Below are 17,896 nucleotides of genomic sequence, written 5' to 3' on the forward strand. Positions count from 1 at the left end.
TACCATTCCTTGATGCACACGGACCATCTCGCCACGGCCCTTCGCACCCATCTGTGCGGCGCGCTCCGCACGACCGACGTCGGTAAGACTGTTCGCCTCGGGGGTTGGGTGCATCGCGCCCGCGATCTGGGCGGCCTCGCGTTCGTGGACCTGCGAGACCGGGCCGGTATCGTGCAGGTCTCGTTCGATCCGCGCACCGCGGACGCCGGCGTGGTGAGCGCGGCGGCGGCGCTCGGTCCCGAGACGGTCGTGCTCGTTGACGGCGAAGTCGTCGCGCGTCCGCAAGCCATGCGCAATCCCGAGCTCGCGACCGGCGAGATCGAGGTGCGCGCCACGGGTCTTCGTGTGGTTGGTCCGGCCACGCCGCCCGCGATTCCCGTCGCACGCGCGCGCAACGAGAATCTCGCCGCGGAGGAACTGCGTCTTCGGCACCGCTTTCTCGATCTGCGCCGGCCCGAGCTGCAAGAGAACATCATCCTGCGCCATCGCTTGATGCAGGTGACGCGCCGATATCTGAGCGAGCACGGGTTCTTCGAGATCGAAACACCGATTCTCACCAAGCCCACGCCCGAGGGCGCGCGCGACTACCTCGTTCCAAGCCGCGTACACGCCGGCGAGTTCTACGCGTTGCCGCAGTCGCCGCAGCTCTATAAGCAATTACTCATGGTGTCGGGGTTCGACCGCTACTTCCAGATCGCGCGTTGCTTCCGCGACGAGGATCTGCGTCAGGACCGGCAACCCGAGTTCACGCAGATCGACATCGAGGCGTCGTTCATCGCGCAGGAGGACATCATCCGGCTGAGCGAAGGCCTCATCGCCGCGCTCTGGCGCGAGGCGGGGCAGGACGCGCCCGACACGTTCCCGCGGATGACGTACGCGGAAGCGATGGAGCGCTACGGCTCCGATCGCCCGGACACGCGGTACGAATTGGAGTTGTTCGATGCGAGCGACGTCTTCCGCGGCGCCGACTTCGGCATCACGCGCTCGGCGCTCGAGGCGGGCGGCCGCGTGCGCGGGCTGCGTGTGCCCGGCGGCGCGACGCTCTCGCGCAAGCAAGTCGACGAGATCGAGGCCGACGCGAAAAAGGGCGGCGCTATGGGCTTGCTGCGGCTCAAGTTCGCGAACGGCGCCCTCGAGGGACCGGCGGCGAAGTTTCTGGGCGAGGATGCGTCGGCGCGCCTGGGGCTCGCCGACGGCGACCTGGTACTCTTCGTGGCCGGCTCCGATCGCGTCTCGAGCGCGTCGCTCGACCGTGTCCGCCAGAACGTGGCGCGGAGATTGAATCTCGTGCCGGCGAACGAGTCACGCTTTCTGTGGGTCGTCGACTTTCCCATGCTCGAAAAGGATCCGACTACGGGCGCGCTCAGCCCGGTGCATCATCCATTCACGTCGCCGAATCCGGAGGACGCGCACCTGCTCGAGAGCGCGCCCGACCGCGTGCGCGCGCAGGCGTACGACTGTGTGTGCAACGGCACGGAGCTCGGCGGCGGCAGCATTCGTATCAGCGATCCGAACGTCCAGGCCCGGGTCTTCAGTCTGCTCGGCATCGACGAGGCGACGGCGCAGGCACGATTCGGCTTCCTGCTCGAGGGACTGCGCGCCGGAGCGCCGCCGCACGGCGGCATCGCGTTCGGATTCGACCGCATCGCCATGCAGCTGGCGAACGCCGGCTCGCTACGGGACGTCATCGCGTTTCCCAAGACCACCGCGGCCCGCGCATTGTTCGAGGGTGCGCCGTCGGTCGTGCCCTCGGACGACCTCAACGACTTGCACATCAGCGTGACTGTAGAGAAATCAGGTGAAGCGACGTGAGTGACGATACCGTCACGCAGCGAATCTCCGCGGAAGGGGCCGACCCACTCACGCTGGCCGGCGTGAACGACGCCAATCTGATCGAGTTGTCCCGCCTGGGAGGCGTGCGCGTCACCCTGCGCGGCGATACGCTGACCATCACAGGGACGCGTGATTTCGTCGATCGCGCGTCGCACATCGCGAGTCGGATGATCGACGCGGCGCGCCAGCGCCGCGACCTCACGCCGGACGATGTGCTGCGCATGGGCGACATCGTCGACGGCGGCATCGATGAAGACGACGACGGCGATGAAGCGGGCGGCAACGGCGCCGGTGGCAACGGAGCCGGGCCGCGCATCGCGCTGCCGGGCGTTCGCAAAGTCATTCAGCCCAAGACGCCGGGCCAGGCCGAGTATCTGAAGAAGATTCAGGAAAACGACATCGTCGTCGGCATCGGGCCCGCGGGCACGGGCAAGACCTACCTCGCGGTGGCGGCCGCGGTCGACGCGCTGACGCGAAAGCGCGTGCGGCGCATCGTGCTCGCGCGGCCGGCGGTCGAAGCCGGGGAGAGCCTGGGCTTTCTTCCGGGCGACATGCAGGCGAAGGTCGATCCGTATCTCCGCCCGCTGTACGATGCGCTCGACGAGATGATGCCGTTCGAGCGCGTGCAGCGCGCGCTCGAGCAGCGCGTGATCGAAGTGGCGCCCCTCGCGTTCATGCGCGGCCGCACGTTGGGCGACGCATTCGTGATCGTGGATGAAGCACAGAACGCCACCGCGATGCAGATGAAGATGCTGCTCACGCGTCTGGGCGTGAATTCGAAAATGGTCATCACCGGCGACAAGACGCAGGTCGACCTCCCGAAGCGCGAAGACTCCGGCCTGCTCCAGGTCGAGCGCATTCTGCCCGGCATCGACGGCATCGGGTTTCACTATTTCACCGAGGTCGACGTGGTCCGCCATCGGCTGGTCCGCGACATCGTCCGCGCCTACGCTGCCGACGCCGGGGAGTAGCGACGCGGCGCGGCGGCGTCCGGCCATGTTTCACGCGGCGCGAATCGCCGTCGCCGTCGCGCTTGCCGTCCTCACGTACGCGTTATTTCCGGCGTCCCCGGCGATCGACTTGCCGGTGTACGAGGTTGGTTCCGTCGCCGCGGACAACGTCATCGCCCCGTTTCGTTACAGAGTTCTAAAGACCCCGGCGCAGTTGCGCACGGAGCAGGACGCGGCGGTGCGGTCGGTCGAACCGGTATTTCTTTACGTCCCCGCGGCGCTCGACAGCGCTCGGCAGTCGCTCGAGGCGTTCGCCTCGGCCATCGCGTCCGCCGCGCACACCCCGCCGCCGTACGCGGCGACGGCGGTCCAGCGCGCCGCGCAAAGCTGGGGTATTCGGCTGAGCAGCGGCGAAGCCACGTATCTCGCGAACGAAACGCGCCGCAAGGCGCTGCTGCTCTCGCTGGGCCGCGTGTTCGATCGCTGGCTCAGCGCCGGCGTCGCACAGAGCGGCGCGCTCGACTCCCTGCGCGGCGAAGTCGTCGTTCGCGTCGGCAACGAAGATCGGCGGGTGCCGAGCGACAGCATCACGACGTTCAACATGCTCGTGAGCCGCGCGCGCCTGCTGCACCCGGACCCGGGGTCGGCAACCGGCGATTCGGTCTATACACGATTGCTGGCCACGTTTTTCCATCCCACCATCGTTCCGGATCACGCGACGACGGAGATGCGCCGGGATGAGGCGCGCCGCTCCGTTCCGACCGCCCAGTACGACGTCCTCGCCGGCGAGAAGATCATCGGCGCGAACGAAGTCGTGGGTCGCGAACAGAACGAAAAGTTGCGCGCCCTGCGCGACGCATCCGACGCGTATCGCGGATCGACGCGCAGCGGACGGCGCATCGTCGGGGCGGTGCTGTTCGACTTCGTGCTCATCGCGCTGATCGGACTGACGCTCGTCGTGTTTCGGCCCGGCGTCTATGCGAACTTTCGCAGGCTGCTCACGGTCGCGGGCTGCTCCGCGCTCGTGATTGCCGGCGGCGCCATCGTGGCCCATCTCCGTCCGATTCATCCCGAGCTCGTGCCGGTCGCACTCGCCGCGGTGATTCTGAGCGCGTTGTTCGATCGCCGGGTCAGCATGGTGACGGCCACGGTGCTCGCGACGCTCGTCGCCGGCCAGAGTGTGTATCGCGGCACCAACGCGCTCTTCATCAATCTCGTCGGAGGCGTGGTCGCCGCGTTCGCGGTCGGCGAGATCAGCCGCCGCAATCAGTCGTATCGCTGGATGATGGCCATCGGCGCCGCATACATCGTCACCGCGACGGCGATCGGCTTGACGCTCGACCTGCCGTCGCGCGACATCCTCGTCTCGGCGGGATTCGGCATCCTCAACGCGTTTGCGTGCGTGCTGATCGGCGTGATGCTGCTGCCCATGGCCGAGGCGTTCACCGGCATCGAGACCGATCTCACGCTGCTCGAATGGTCGGACCTCAACCGGCCCCTCATGCAGCGCTTGAGCCTCGAGGCACCCGGGACCTACGCGCATACGATCGCGATCGCGAATCTCGCCGAAGCGGCCTGTCGCGCGATCGGCGCGAACGCGCTCCTGGCGCGCGTTGGCGCATATTATCACGACATTGGAAAGATCGCGAAACCGCAATTCTTCGTCGAGAATCAAGCGAAGGGGCGCAATCCCCACGATGCGCTGCAACCCGGTGCGAGCGCGCGCATCATACGCGATCACGTGCACCAGGGCCTCGAGCTCGCCGCCGAACACAAGCTGCCGCGCGCATTGCGCGCGTTCATCACCGAGCATCACGGCACCGGCACCATCACGTACTTCCTCGACAAGGCGCGACGCGACGACGCGGCGACCGCGTCCGACGAATTCGTCTATCCGGGGCCGCGCCCGAAAAGCGCGGAAACCGCGGTGGTGATGCTCGCCGACGGCATCGAAGCCGCGGCACGCGTGCTCCACGAGCCCACGCCCGCACGCATTCGCGACGTCGTCGAGCACATCGTTCGCCAGCGTGTCGACGATGGGCAACTTGCCGACGCACCGCTGACGCTGCGGCAGCTGGAGATGATCAAGGACGTCTTCGTTCGCGTGCTCGTTGGCATGTATCACAACCGCATCGACTACCCGGCCGCGGCCGGCGGCGTCGGTTCCGAGTTCGCGTCCGCATGAGTCTCGACGTCGACGTCACCACGAATGGCATTCGCACGTCGGTGGGCCGCGTGGGCCTTGCCGACGCGGCGCGTGCGGCACTGCGTGCCGAGCGGATTGGAAACGCGCTGCTGTCGGTCACGCTGCTCGATCGCGCGGGCATCGCGCGCATGAATCGCCGGCATCTGGATCACGCGGGAGCGACCGACGTGATCTCGTTCGGTTTCGCGCGTGCGACACCGCGCGACCCGGTGATCGGCGACATCTACATCTGTCCCGATATTGCTCGCGCGAATGCGAAAGAGCGTGGGGTCTCGCCGCGCGAGGAGCTCGTTCGGCTCGTGGTGCATGGGACGCTGCACGTGCTGGGCTACGATCATCCCGAGTCCGACGATCGCGAGAGATCGGAGATGTGGCGGCGTCAGGAGCGCGTCGTGCGCAGGCTGGCAGCACGGGGCCGCGTCGCGCGATGAGCGAGCTCTCGGCCTGGATCCTCGGGATCGTCGCGGCGGGAGCGGCAACGCTCTTCGCGACGGCGGACAGCGCGTTGCTGGCGTTTCACGCGGCGGAATCGAGTGCGCTCGATTCCGCCGTGGTGATCGAGCGCGAGCGCCGGCATCGCGCGCTCTCGATGGCCCGCGTGCTGGCGTACATCGTTGCCGGCGCCGCGTTCGCGCAAGCGTTGGCGCTCGAGACGTTCGGCATGTGGTCGCGCGTGCTCGCGATCGCGGTGGTAACGCTCGTCGTCTGCACGCTGTGCGAGGGTGTGGCGCGCGCCATCGGGCACGCCGACCCCATGTCGATTCACGCGCGGCTGATGGGCGTCACGCGAACCGTCGGGTGGCTGCTGCGACCCGCGGTCGCACTCGGAGCCGCGCTCGAGCGTGCGCTCGCGGTGATCATTCCGGAGAGCGAACGAGAGGCCGAACGCGAAGCGTCGACCGAGCAGTTTCGCGAAGTCGTGGCCGCGGAAGCGGACGTCTCTTCGGCCGAAGAAGAGTTGATTCACGGCGTCTTCTCGCTCGGCGAAACCGAAGTGCAGGAAATCATGGTTCCGCGCGTGGACATCGTCGGCATCGACGACGTGACGCCGTGGTCCGAGGTGCTCGATCGCATTCGGAGCTCGGAACACGCGCGCTTTCCGGTGTTTCATGAAACGCTCGACGAAGTCACCGGCATTCTCTACGCGAAGGACGTGCTGCCGTCGATCATCACCGACGAAGAGCCCGAAGCAGGGTGGCTCTCGCTCGCGCGTCCACCGGCGTTCATCCCGATCTCGAAACGCATCGACACGCAGCTTCGCGAGTTTCAGGCGACGCGCACGCACATCGCCATCGTGAGCGATGAATACGGCGGCACGGCCGGGCTGATCACCATCGAAGACATTCTCGAGGAGATCGTCGGCGAGATTCGCGATGAATATGACGTCGAGGAGCCCGAGATCCAGCAGGAAGGAAACCGGTGCTACTGGGTTTCGGGTCGCGTCCCGCTCGACGACTTGCGCGAGCGATTGAACTGGGAGTTCGACCTCGAGGACGTCACGACCGTGGGCGGTCTCGTCTACTCGATGTTTGGCCGCGTGCCGCGCGCCGGCGAGTCGATGACGTTCACGGGCTTTCGCATCGTCGTCGAACGGGTGCGTCGGCGGCGCATCGAGCGGGTGTACTTCGAGCGCCTGCTGCCGGCCGAAAAGGGCGCGAAGGGCGGCGATGACGAGGAGCGCGGCTGATGAAGCTCAGCCTTCCCCTCATCGTGCTACTGATCGCGGTCGCGTGGCTCACGGCAGGCGGCATGGCCGTGCGTTCGGTAAGCCGCATCTGGCTGCGTCATTGGGCCGAGCGGCAGCTGCGCGGCGCGGCGGCGGCGGTGGCGTATCTCGAGCGGCCGCATCGACTGCTCACCGCCGCCAACATCGGCGTCGCGATGGTGCTGCTCATCTCGGGCATGATCATCGGCGTGTCGGGGCGCGGCATCGGCGTGATCTGGGCGGCGTTCGCGTTCGCGGGATTCGTCATCGTCGTCGGCCAGATCGTTCCTCGCGCCATCGCCCGCCGGTGGCCCGCGGCGGTCGCGCCGTTGGCCCTGCCGCTGCTGCGGTTGATGGACGTCGCGACGGTGCCGGTGATCGCCGTCGGGCGCGCCATCGCCCGCATCTTCGTCACGGAGCGGCCAGAACAGCGCCCGCTGGCCGATCGCGATCCCATTCAAGATCTCTTACGCGAAGGCGAGCTGGAAGGGATCGGCGAGCATCAGGAGATCGCGATCATCAGCGGCGTCGTGGAGTTCAGCGAGAAGGACGTGCGCGAAGTGATGACGCCGCGCTCGGAGATCTTCGCGCTGCCCGACGGCGTCGATCCGCACACGCTCGCGTCGCAGATCGCGCAGTCGCGCTGGAGCCGCGTGCCGATCTATCACGGCACGCTCGACCAGATCGTCGGGATGGTCCACGCCTTCGACGTCATCAAGGCGGAAGGCGACATGCCGAAGACGCTGCGCCCGGTCGCCTTCTCGACTCCCACCGCTCCCTGCAACGAGCTACTCTTCCGCATGCTTCGTGAACGACTGCATATCGCGATCGTGCAGGACGGTGGCCGCACCGTGGGACTCGTGACGCTCGAGGATTTGCTCGAGGAGCTCGTTGGGGACATTCGCGACGAGCACGACGAGCCCGAGCCGCCACGCGTGAGCAAGTGACCGCGGCAATGAGTGGCGCGACGATGGATCGCGAAGCGAAGCTCCTCTCCGACTTCGACGCCGGCCACAAAGCGGCGCTCGCGCGCGCCGTGAGCATCGTCGAAAATCATCGACCGGGATTCGATCGCCTGCTCGCGCGCATGCAGGCGCGCATCGGCCGCGCGCGGCGGATAGGGATCACGGGGCCGCCGGGAGCAGGAAAAAGCACGCTGACGTCGCATCTGGTGCAGGCGTATCGCGCGGCGGATCTCTCGGTGGGCGTGGTCGCGGTCGATCCGACGTCACCGTTCACCGGCGGCGCGCTGCTCGGCGATCGCATTCGCATGGAGTCGGTGGCGCTCGATCCCGGCGTCTTCATCCGCTCGATGGCAACGCGCGGCTCGCTCGGCGGCCTGGCCGCGGCGACGCGCGAGGTGGCGGACGTGTTCGACGCATTTGGTATCGATCGGATACTAATTGAGACCGTCGGCGTGGGGCAGAGCGAGTTGGACATCGCGCGCACGGCCGACACGAGCGTCGTCGTGCTCGTTCCCGAATCCGGCGACTCCATTCAGACGCTGAAGGCGGGCCTGATGGAGATCGCCGACGTGTTCGTCGTCAACAAGGCGGATCGCCCCGGCGCCGACCGGCTGCGCAACGAGCTCGAGCTGATGCTCGGGCTGCGCGACGGCAACACGCTCAAGCACGTGCCCGCGCACCACGGCGTCGACCTCGGCCGCGCCATGACGAAGGAAGAACAGTTCGCGATGAACCCCGGGCGCGCCGCCCGCGCCGCGTCGAAGGAACGCGACGCCGATCACTGGACGCCGCCGGTGTTGCGCACCGTCGCGCAGAAAGCCGAGGGGATCAGCGAGGTCGTGGACGCGCTCGACGCGCACTTCGGATATCTTGAGAGAAGCGGCATGCTGAGCCGCCGCCGTCGCGCCCGGTTGCGCGAGCGCGTGGTGGACGTCGTTGAACAGCGGGTACGCCGCCGATTGTGGCATGATCACGGCACGACCGAATGGCTCGACGCGCAGCTTCCGGCATTGGAGGCGGGGGCGACGAATCCGTTCGACGTCGCCGACGCGCTGTTGGCGCGGAGCGGGAATCTTCTCACGCGGACTACGTAATCATGACCTCGACGCGAGAATTCGCACAGCAGACGAACGATCCGGGCGACCACGACGACGAACGCGCGGAGCTGGAGCGGTTGCGTGCTGAAGTCGCCGACTGGCGCCGTCGCTACGACAAAGGCGAGCTGCGCCAGATCGCGTTCACGAACTCCGAGAAGGAAGTCGAGCCGCTGTACACCGCGCTCGACACCGACCCGCAGAGCGCCGAGAATCTCGGCGTGCCGGGCATGTATCCGTTCACGCGCGGCATTCACCCGACCGGTTACCGCGGCAAGCTGTGGACGATGCGCCAGTTCGCCGGCTTCGGCTCGGCGAGCGACACCAACGCGCGATTCAAGTTTCTGCTCGAGCACGGACAGACCGGGCTCTCGACGGCGTTTGATTTTCCGACGCTCATGGGCTACGACTCGGATCACCCGCGCTCGCTCGGCGAAGTGGGCAAAACGGGCGTCGCGATCTCGAGCCTCGCCGACATGGAAGTGCTGTTCGACGGCATTCCGCTCGACAAGGTCTCCACGTCGATGACGATCAACGGCCCGGCGATCATTCTCTGGGCGTTCTACATCGCGGCGGCGGAGAAGCAGGGTGTCTCCTCGGAGAAGCTCCGGGGAACGATCCAGAACGACATCCTCAAGGAATACATGGCGCAACATGCGTGGTGCTTTCCGATCGAGCCCGCGCTGCGTCTGATCGTCGATTGCTTCGAGTGGGGCGCGAAGCATGCGCCGCTGTGGAACACGATCTCGATTTCCGGCTACCACATTCGCGAAGCCGGTTCGACGGCCGCACAGGAGCTGGCGTTCACGCTCGCCGACGGATTCACGTACGTCGAACGCGGCATCGCGCGCGGGCTCGACGTCGACGACTTCGCGCCGCGCCTCTCGTTCTTCTGGGACATCCACAACGACTTCTTCGAGGAGATCGCGAAGCTGCGTGCGGCGCGGCGCATCTGGGCGCGCCATCTCAAGGAACGGTATGGCGCGAAGAGTCCGCGCTCGTGGATCATGCGCTTCCACTCGCAAACCGCGGGAGTCACGCTCACGGCGCAGCAGCCGATGAACAACGTCGTGCGCGTCGCCTACCAGGCACTCGCCGCGGTCCTCGGGGGCACGCAGTCGCTGCACACGAACTCGATGGACGAAACGCTCGCGCTGCCAACGGAAGAAGCCGTGCAGGTCGCGCTGCGTACGCAGCAAGTGCTGGCGTATGAGACCGGCGTCCCGAACGTGATCGATCCGCTTGGCGGCTCATACTACGTCGAAGCGCTGACCGACCAGCTCGAGCGCGAAGCCGAGTCGCTCTTCGCCGAAATCGAAGGCGTGGGCGGTGTGGTGGCCGGTCTCGAGACCGGTTGGTTCCAGCGCAAGATCGCGGAATCCGCGGCGCGGCAACAGTGGGAGATCGAGCAACATCGGCGCGCGATCGTCGGCGTCAACGAGTTCGTGACCGACGAGCCCGAGCTGTCGATTCCGATTCTCAAAGTCGGAGCGGAAGCTGAGCGTTCGCAGCGTGAGCGCATGGCGACGATGCGTGCCGAACGAAATCAGCAGTCGTGCGACGAGGCGCTGGCGCGCCTCAAGCAGGCGGCCGAGGGCTCGGAGAATGTGTTCCCGCACATTCTCGAGGCGGCACGGCGCTATTGCACGCTGTACGAGATCCGCGCGTCGCTCGAGAGCGTGTTCGGCGCGTATCGCGAGCCGGTGTTCTTTTAGGTTTCCGTCGTTCTCGCGATACTTCAACAACGCTTACAACCGCGGCGCGCAAAAACTCTTGCGCGCCGCTGTCGCACGTCGTAGCGTCGCCACGTGAGACTACTTGCATACACAGTAGGCGCGACGGCGCTCCTCGGACTCGCGAGCTCGGCGAACGGGCAAAGCGTCGACGGCCGCGTACGGGACGCGGCGTCCAGTGCGCCCATTCCGGGCGCGGTGATTTCGCTGATCGCGTCCGATGGTCGGACGCTCGCGCGAACGATCACGAACGCGCAGGGGCAGTATCGCCTGTCGGGAAGCGGCGCCGCGCGGCTGCACGCCATTCGCATCGGCTTCAGACCGATCGATTCGACGCTTACCGCGACCGTGGCGAACGCACACGTCACCATCGACCTCACCATGACCACGGTGCCCGCCGTGCTCGAGGCGGTGCAGGTGCATGACCAATCAATGTGTCCGTCGCGCGACGACAGACCCGAGGCGTTTGCGCTCTGGGAGCAGGCGCGCGCCGCGCTTCTCGCGAGCGTCGTCGCCCGCGAAGCCAATCCGCCGAGCGTGCGTGTCCTGTTGTACGATCGCACGCTGGATCGCACCGGCGCGCGGGTGCAGCAGCAGCTCGTCGTGGACAGCGTGTTCACGGCTTCGACGCCGCTCGCCTCCGGACGCACGGCGGCTGAGTACGAATCGAAAGGGTATGCGAATAGCGACACGACCGGCGAGCATCGCACCTACTTCGCGCCCGACGCCGACGTGCTGCTCGACTCCTCGTTCGTCAGGACGCATTGTTTATCGCGGCGCGCCGATGCGGCTGATCATCCGGGGCAGGTCGGTCTTGCGTTCACGCCGGCGCCGTCAAGGAAATCGCTCGTCGATATCGACGGCGTGATGTGGCTCGATCGTTCGCATTGGCAGCTTCGTTCGCTCGAGTTCAAGTTCACTGGAAATCTCGAACGTGCGGCGCTCGATGCCGCGGCTGGTGGATCGCTGAGCTTCGCCGACATGCCCGGCGGCGTCGCCTTGACGCAGCGATGGAACCTCCGCTTGCCCGTCCTCGCCCGAACCGACATTCGTTTCCGCGGCGGCCGTGCAACGGCAACGGCCGGCATTGCCGCATTGCGCGATGTTGGCGGTGAAGTGGCCGAAGCCAGTTGGCCCGAAGGCGACGTGTGGCGCGACACGCTGCCGACGTTGACCGGGCGTGTGATGGGCGATGATGGCCATCCCATTGCGGGCGTCTACGTGCATCTGCGCGGCACGTCATTCGATACGCAGAGCGATTCGACCGGTGCGTTTCGCATCGTGTCGATCCTTCCAGGGCCGTACGTCGCCGAGGCGATCGACACCACGTTCGGTGAATTCGCGACGGCGTCGACGACGACGGTCGACTTGCGCCGCGACGCGCCAACCGCCGCGGCCATCACGATGCCGTCGCGCGTGAAACACATTCAATCGTTGTGTGAAGACGCGCACGCGAGCGACGCCGGCGCGACGGGCCGTGCGCTGGTGCTCGGCCGCGTGCTGGTCGGCGCAACGGCCGCCACTGACGCAACCGTCAACGTGCGGTGGCCCAGTCCATCGGCGAGTGGGGGTGTGCTGCGTTTCGTCGGACGCACCGATTCGACCGGGACGTTCGCCATCTGTGGTGCGCCGCAGAACATTCCGATTACAGTGAGCGCCGCGCGCGATTCGTTGGTGAGTGCGTACGCGACGATCACGCTCGATTCGACAGCGCTCATCGCGCGGCCGACGCTGACGCTCGCGCGCGCCGATGTGGTGGGGTTGCCCGCATTTCGACGGCGTCGCGCGACGGTCCTGGCGTCGAGTGGCGCGCCGCTGTCCGATGCCGAGCTTCTCGACGTGAACACGGGCCGAACTATCGGCCGCTCGACCGCCGACGGCACGCTCAGCCTCGCGACGCTCCCCGAAGGTCCGAACATGCTGCGCGTGCGAAAGCCGGGATTCGAGCAGCGCCCACTCGTCGTCGACATCAAGCCGACGGATACGCTGCCGGTGACGGTCACGCTGCGAACGGTAACGGAGCTTGCGGCGGTGAAAGTGACGGCGCGATCGACGAACAGCACGGTCGAGAGTCTCGGCGCGGTGAACAACGGAATTCTCGATCGCGCAAAGCTGGGCATCGGCCACTTCATGCTGACGGATGAATTCGACAAGGCGAATGGCCGGCCGCTCAATTCGCTGCTGACGAAACTCGGCATGCACATGTTCCGAACGCGACGCGGCACGGCGTACTTGAGCGGCGGACATCTCACGGGTACGTGTCCGGTGTCGCTGTACATGAACGGCATGCTCATGTGGGCGAACACGCGGAGTTTCGCGGGCGTCGAGCCGCCCGACCTGGAGATCATGATGACGGCCGACTTCGCAGCCGCCGAGTACTACGCCTCGCCGGCGGAGGTGCCGTCGGAGTACAACGCGACGGGGTCGACGAGCGGGTGCGGAGTGTTGTTGTTGTGGACGAGGGGGTAACCCTGGAAGTCATCACGAGCGGAGGCGCGCAGCGCCGAAGTCGAGGAATGACTTCTGTCAGTTGCCTACGCCATCTCGTCGAAATACTTCTCAATCCGCTTTCGCATTTCCGGACTCGGCAACCGTCCGCGCGCCGCGGCATTGTTGTCTTCCGCGAACTGCACCATGTCGGTGCCGGGAATGACGCACGTCACGGCCGGATTCGACACGATGTACTTGAGCAGGATCTGCGGCCACGTCGCGGCGTCGAACTCGGCGGCCCAGTCCGGCACCGGTTTGCCAAGAACTTTCGGCAGCACACGCGTGCGGCCGAACGGCAGGTTGATGAGGACGCCCATCCCCAGCTCCGCGGCGAGCGGCAGAATGCGTTCGCCGGCGCTGCGGTTGTCGACCGCATAGTCGATCTGCACGAAGTCGAGCTTGTGTTTTTTCATGGCGTCTTCGAGCGCGCCGTACGACGGCTTCATGCTCGTCGTGATGCCCGTGTAACGAATACGCTTCGCGTCCTTGAGCTCGTGCAGAAGCGGCGCGAGCGTGTCGGGCATGGCGACATTCCAGATCTGTAATAGATCGATGCGGTCGCTCCGCAGGTGGGCGAACGAATCGTCGATCATCGTCCGCGCCGCCGCGAGATCTCTCGCGGGCCGCCCGACCTTCGTGGCGAGAAAGTATTTGTCGCGATTCTTCAATTCGGCGAGCGCCTCGCCGACGACACTTTCGGCGCGTCCGTAGGACGGCGCCGTATCGAGCACCTTGCCGCCGAGCTCGGGAAACCGCCGCAGTACGTTGGTGAGCTCGACGAGTTGCTCGGGCGTCGGGTTCTCATACTTCACCGCGGTGCCCATACCAACGACTGGCAACTTCTCGCCGCTCGACGGAATCGCGCGTTCGATCAACGCACCCGGGGCGGCGATGGAGCCGAACCTCGGCAGTTTGCCGAGTGAGAGCAGCGCACCGGCACCGAGTCCGAACTTGATGGCGTCGCGGCGTGAGACGGGGTTGTGCGACATAAAGTGTCATCCTGAGCGGCGCAGCCGCGAAGAACCCCCTTTCCGTGCGGAACGCGCCGCAGCGACAGGGGTCCTTCGGTCGCTGCGCGCCCTCAGGATGACACGGCTGATGGATTCCCGCAACGAGTAGCTTTCCCGCCATGGCGAATCCGAACTGGTGGGCCGACTACTTCGACGCGCAATACCTGCTCGAGTACGAACCGCTGTTTTCGCTCGAGCGCGACCGACACGAGGTCGCTCGGCTCATGGACGTGCTTGGCCTGCCGTCGGGCGCGCGCATTCTCGACGTCCCGTGCGGCCAGGGGCGTCACGCGCATTTGTTCGCCGAAGCGGGCTTCGACGTCGACGGATTGGATTACTCACGCGAGCTGCTCGCCAAAGCACGCGCGCGCGGAACAGCGCGCACCCTTCGCTACACGCGCGGCGACATGCGGGCGCTGCCGGCGCAATGGACCGGACGCTTCGATGCGGTGCTCAATCTCTTTACATCGTTCGGCTTTTTCGCCGATCCCGCCGACGATCGTCGCGTGATCAGCGAGTTTGCACGCGTGCTTGCACCAGGCGGCGTGGTCGTGTGGTACGGCGGAAGCCGAGACGGCGTGATGGCGCGGTTCCTCGAGCGCGACTGGTGGCAGACGCAGGACGGAACGCTGATCGCGCAGGAGCGCTCGTTCGATGCATTGTCGGGTCAGTTGCACGTGCACACGGTGTGGTCGGGCCCTCGGAGTCACGGATCGCGCGACCACGCGATCCGCCTGTATACGCCGACGCGACTTGCCGAGCTGTTCGCGGAGGCGGGCTTGATCGTCGAGGCGACGTATGACGGCCTGCGCGATCGGCCGTTGCGTCGCGACTCGAGCGAGATGCTCGTCGTCGCGCGGAAGGAACCACCATTACGACCCTTGAGCCCTCTGCGTCCGTTGCCCCGGCGCAAGCGGCCCCGCTAGCTTCTTGATGTCATGCCAGACATGCGTCCAATTCGAGTACTCGTTGCGAAGCCGGGCCTCGACGGCCACGATCGCGGCGCGAAAGTGGTTGCCGCCGCGCTCCGCGATGCCGGCATGGAAGTGATTTATACCGGGCTGCATCAGACGCCCGAGATGATCGCCACCGCCGCGGTCCAGGAAGACGTCGACGTGGTCGGCTTGTCGATTCTGAGCGGCGCCCACATGACGCTCTTTCCTCGCGTGCGCGAGCTGCTGCACGAGCAAGGGCGCGACGACATTCTGATCACCGGGGGCGGCATCATCCCGCGCGAAGACATGGAGTCGTTGCAAGGGCTCGGCATTGGCAAGTTGTTCGGTCCCGGAACCCCGACGACTGACCTGATCGAGTACATCCGCGAGTGGTTCTCCGAGCGAGAGGAAACGCTCGGGCAGGAAGCGTGACGGCGAGTAAGACAGGAACGACACGGCTGCGCGAGCTGAGCGCGGAGGTTCGGGCGCTCGAGGCGAAGCTTCGTGAAGGCGGCGGACCGGACAAGATCGCGCGACAACACAAACAGGGAAAGCTGACGGCGCGCGAGCGGATCGCGCGGCTCTCGGACGAGGGCGCGCGCTTTCTCGAGATCGGCCTGCTCGTGGCGTACGATCAGTACGACGGGCAGGCGCCTGGTGCGGGCGTGGTGACGGGCATCGGGATCGTTCATGGCCGCGAGGTCGTGATCGTCGCGAACGACGCGACGGTGAAGGCCGGCTCGTGGTGGCCGGAGACGATCAAGAAGATGCTCCGCGCGCAGGAGATCGCCATGCGCTGCCGCATTCCGATCGTGTATCTGGTCGATTCGTCGGGCGTGAACCTGCCATATCAGGGCGGCGTCTTCCCGGGCCAGTACGGTGCATCACGATTGTTTTATTATAATTCCATCATGCGGCGCTATCTGCGCATTCCGCAGCTCGCCGCGGTGATGGGGCCGTGCATCGCCGGCGGCGCGTACTTGCCCGCGCTGTCCGATCTCATCGTGATGGTCAAGGGCACCTCGTTCATGGGGCTGGGTGGGCCGAATCTCGTGAAGGGCGCCACCGGCCAGACGATCGACGGCGAAACACTCGGCGGCGCGGTCACGCACACCGAGGTTTCGGGCGTCGCGCACTATGCGGTGGATGACGACGATGCGTGTCTCGCGAAGTTGCGCGAGTTGATCAGTGTCATCCCGCGCCACACGGTCATCCTGACCCTGAGCGAAGCGAAGGGCAAGGACCCCTCGGTCGCCGGGGCGAGCCCGTCCTCGATGAATGGGGTCCTTCGGGCCTCCAGCCCTCAGGATGACACGCATAGGTTGTACGACCTTCTCCCCTCCGACCACCGCATGTCCTACGACATGCACGAGTTGCTGAAAGCGATTCTCGACGACGGTCGGCTCGACGAGTTTCAGGGTCATCTCGCGAAGGAAATGATCTGTGGCGACGCGCGCATCGACGGCACGCCGATCGGCGTCATCGCGAATCAGCGGGGTCTCATCAAGGGGCGAGCGGGAGAGAAGCCGCGGTTCGGCGGCATCGTGTACACCGAGAGCGCCGAGAAAGTCGCGTACTTCATCGATCGCTGCGATCGCGAGCGGATTCCGTTGCTCTTCGTGCAGGACGTCTCCGGCTTCATGGTGGGGTCCGAAGCGGAACACGAGGGAATCATTCGCGCCGGCGCGCGCTTCGTCGAAGCGATGGCCACAGCGCGCGTGCCGAAGATCGTGCTCACGGTGAATCACGCGTCGGGCGCGGGCTACTACGCAATGGCCGGCCAGGGCTTCGATCCGGATTTCATCTTCAGCTGGCCGACGGGACGCATGGCGGTGATGGAAGGCGAGTCGGCGGTGCAAGCCGTGCACGGCCCGACGATCGAGGCGGCGCGCTCGGCGAAGAAGGATCTCGCGCCCGACGTGCAGGAGTCGATCGCCGAGATGCGCGCGGATTACGAGCATCAGCTCGATGCGAAATATGCGGGTGCGCGCGGCTTCATCGACGCGATCGTCTACCCCGAAGACACGCGTGACGTCCTCGCGATGGCGTTGCGCGCCTCGATGCAGAATCCAGGACCGCATCTAGGTCCGTTCGTCTTACCCGCACATTTCGAAGACGCATGATTTTTCTCGGCGGAATTCCGAGCGAAGGCGCGAAGCGCCGAAGCGAGGAACGATGACTTTTCTCGACGGAATTCCGAGCGTAGGCGCGGAGCGCCGAAGCGAGGAACGATGACCTTTCTCGGCGAACAATACCAAACATGACCGAGCAACGAGTGGTACGCGTCGCGTCAGGGCAGGGGTTCTGGGGCGACTGGCTCGAGGCGCCCCGACGGCAGGTCGAAGGCGGCGACGTCGATTACCTGATGCTCGACTACCTCGCCGAAGTCACGATGAGCATTCTGCAAAAGCAGAAGGAGCGCGATCCCAACCTGGGGTACGCGCGCGATTTCGTCGGCGCCATCGAGAGCGTGTTGCCGGCGGTCGCCGAGCGCGGCGTGCGGGTGATCGCGAACGCGGGCGGGGTGAATCCGCCGGGATGCGCTGCCGCCATCCGAGCGGTCGCGCAGAAGCGCGGCGTCTCCGAGAAAGTCCGCATCGGCGTCGTCACTGGCGATGATCTGCTGCCGCGACTGGACGAGCTGATCGCGCAGGGGCACGCGCTCGCGAACATGGAAACCGGCGAACCATTGTCCACCGTGCGCGATCGCGTGCTGTCGGCCAACGCCTACATCGGCTCGACGCCCATCATCGAAGCGCTCGCGAAGGATGCGAACATCGTCATCACCGGCCGCAGCACCGATACCGCGCTGACGATGGCACCCCTGCGCCACGAGTTCGCGTGGGGCAGCGAAGACTGGGATAAGCTCGCCGCGGGCATCGTGGCGGGGCACATCATCGAGTGTGGCGCGCAGTGTTCGGGCGGCAACTGTCTCGTGGATTGGCAGAACATTCCGGATCTCGCGAACGTCGGCT

General features: G+C 66.1%; 14 protein-coding genes. 13 read left to right on the plus strand and 1 reads right to left on the minus strand.

Translation table 11 applies throughout. From position 1 onward, the window contains the following. Nucleotides 1-12 precede the first annotated feature (12 nt). The 9 genes from aspS (at nucleotide 13) to VN706_24710 (ending at nucleotide 12,955) form a co-directional block, all read left to right on the plus strand. Complete coding sequence (aspS, locus tag VN706_24670) at nucleotides 13-1,812, plus strand: aspartate--tRNA ligase (protein HXT18842.1); 1,800 nt, start codon at nucleotides 13-15, stop codon at nucleotides 1,810-1,812. Beyond that, nucleotides 1,809-2,804, plus strand: coding sequence for a PhoH family protein (locus tag VN706_24675; protein ID HXT18843.1), 996 nt, complete (start codon nucleotides 1,809-1,811; stop codon nucleotides 2,802-2,804). Before aspS ends, VN706_24675 begins: the two co-directional genes overlap by 4 nt. A gap of 25 nt (nucleotides 2,805-2,829) precedes the next feature. After that, the gene (locus VN706_24680) at nucleotides 2,830-4,968 is read left to right on the plus strand and encodes an HDIG domain-containing protein (GenBank protein HXT18844.1); all 2,139 of its coding nucleotides are present in this window, start codon (nucleotides 2,830-2,832) and stop codon (nucleotides 4,966-4,968) included. Next, entirely contained in the window at nucleotides 4,965-5,420 is a 456-nt protein-coding gene (gene ybeY, locus VN706_24685; protein HXT18845.1) for an rRNA maturation RNase YbeY, read from the plus strand. The genes VN706_24680 and ybeY overlap by 4 nt, the downstream gene beginning before the upstream one ends. Next, nucleotides 5,417-6,676 (plus strand): hemolysin family protein, encoded by a 1,260-nt coding sequence (locus tag VN706_24690; GenBank protein HXT18846.1) that lies wholly within the window; start codon nucleotides 5,417-5,419, stop codon nucleotides 6,674-6,676. The genes ybeY and VN706_24690 overlap by 4 nt, the downstream gene beginning before the upstream one ends. Continuing rightward, nucleotides 6,676-7,641, plus strand: coding sequence for a CNNM domain-containing protein (locus tag VN706_24695; GenBank protein HXT18847.1), 966 nt, complete (start codon nucleotides 6,676-6,678; stop codon nucleotides 7,639-7,641). Before VN706_24690 ends, VN706_24695 begins: the two co-directional genes overlap by 1 nt. 8 nt (nucleotides 7,642-7,649) lie before the next feature. Next, nucleotides 7,650-8,753, plus strand: a complete 1,104-nt coding sequence (gene meaB, locus VN706_24700; protein HXT18848.1) for a methylmalonyl Co-A mutase-associated GTPase MeaB — start codon at nucleotides 7,650-7,652, stop codon at nucleotides 8,751-8,753. 2 nt (nucleotides 8,754-8,755) lie between these two features. Next, entirely contained in the window at nucleotides 8,756-10,468 is a 1,713-nt protein-coding gene (locus VN706_24705; GenBank protein ID HXT18849.1) for a methylmalonyl-CoA mutase family protein, read from the plus strand. A gap of 93 nt (nucleotides 10,469-10,561) precedes the next feature. Next, entirely contained in the window at nucleotides 10,562-12,955 is a 2,394-nt protein-coding gene (locus VN706_24710) for a carboxypeptidase-like regulatory domain-containing protein (GenBank protein HXT18850.1), read from the plus strand. 65 nt (nucleotides 12,956-13,020) lie between these two features. Here the strand turns inward: VN706_24710 and VN706_24715 are convergent, their stop codons facing one another. After that, nucleotides 13,021-13,965, minus strand: coding sequence for an aldo/keto reductase (locus VN706_24715; GenBank protein HXT18851.1), 945 nt, complete (start codon nucleotides 13,963-13,965; stop codon nucleotides 13,021-13,023). A 140-nt stretch (nucleotides 13,966-14,105) separates the two neighbouring features. Here VN706_24715 and VN706_24720 point away from each other — a divergent pair, with 140 nt between their 5' ends. The 4 genes from VN706_24720 to VN706_24735 all read left to right on the plus strand — a co-directional run. Beyond that, nucleotides 14,106-14,912, plus strand: coding sequence for a methyltransferase domain-containing protein (locus tag VN706_24720; GenBank protein ID HXT18852.1), 807 nt, complete (start codon nucleotides 14,106-14,108; stop codon nucleotides 14,910-14,912). A 12-nt stretch (nucleotides 14,913-14,924) separates the two neighbouring features. Beyond that, the gene (locus tag VN706_24725) at nucleotides 14,925-15,353 is read left to right on the plus strand and encodes a cobalamin B12-binding domain-containing protein (GenBank protein HXT18853.1); all 429 of its coding nucleotides are present in this window, start codon (nucleotides 14,925-14,927) and stop codon (nucleotides 15,351-15,353) included. Beyond that, nucleotides 15,350-17,044: an acyl-CoA carboxylase subunit beta gene (locus VN706_24730; protein ID HXT18854.1), complete on the plus strand. Its 1,695-nt coding sequence runs from the start codon at nucleotides 15,350-15,352 to the stop codon at nucleotides 17,042-17,044. Before VN706_24725 ends, VN706_24730 begins: the two co-directional genes overlap by 4 nt. Before the next feature lie 137 nt (nucleotides 17,045-17,181). After that, nucleotides 17,182-17,896: acyclic terpene utilization AtuA family protein (locus tag VN706_24735; protein ID HXT18855.1), on the plus strand; the 715-nt coding region annotated here is incomplete at its 3' end.

Source organism: Gemmatimonadaceae bacterium (genome assembly GCA_035606695.1).
GTDB lineage: Bacteria > Gemmatimonadota > Gemmatimonadetes > Gemmatimonadales > Gemmatimonadaceae > JAQBQB01.

What these genes read in the sequence shown, in the direction of transcription:
- VN706_24720 (HXT18852.1), top strand. Translation starts at nt 14,106, where the DNA reads ATGGCGAATCCGAACTGGTGGGCCGACTACTTCGACGCGCAATACCTG.
- meaB (HXT18848.1), top strand. Translation starts at nt 7,650, where the DNA reads ATGAGTGGCGCGACGATGGATCGCGAAGCGAAGCTCCTCTCCGACTTC.
- VN706_24715 (HXT18851.1), bottom strand. Translation starts at nt 13,965, where the DNA reads ATGTCGCACAACCCCGTCTCACGCCGCGACGCCATCAAGTTCGGACTC.
- VN706_24705 (HXT18849.1), top strand. Translation starts at nt 8,756, where the DNA reads ATGACCTCGACGCGAGAATTCGCACAGCAGACGAACGATCCGGGCGAC.
- VN706_24680 (HXT18844.1), top strand. Translation starts at nt 2,830, where the DNA reads ATGTTTCACGCGGCGCGAATCGCCGTCGCCGTCGCGCTTGCCGTCCTC.
- aspS (HXT18842.1), top strand. Translation starts at nt 13, where the DNA reads ATGCACACGGACCATCTCGCCACGGCCCTTCGCACCCATCTGTGCGGC.
- VN706_24725 (HXT18853.1), top strand. Translation starts at nt 14,925, where the DNA reads ATGCCAGACATGCGTCCAATTCGAGTACTCGTTGCGAAGCCGGGCCTC.
- VN706_24690 (HXT18846.1), top strand. Translation starts at nt 5,417, where the DNA reads ATGAGCGAGCTCTCGGCCTGGATCCTCGGGATCGTCGCGGCGGGAGCG.
- VN706_24695 (HXT18847.1), top strand. Translation starts at nt 6,676, where the DNA reads ATGAAGCTCAGCCTTCCCCTCATCGTGCTACTGATCGCGGTCGCGTGG.
- ybeY (HXT18845.1), top strand. Translation starts at nt 4,965, where the DNA reads ATGAGTCTCGACGTCGACGTCACCACGAATGGCATTCGCACGTCGGTG.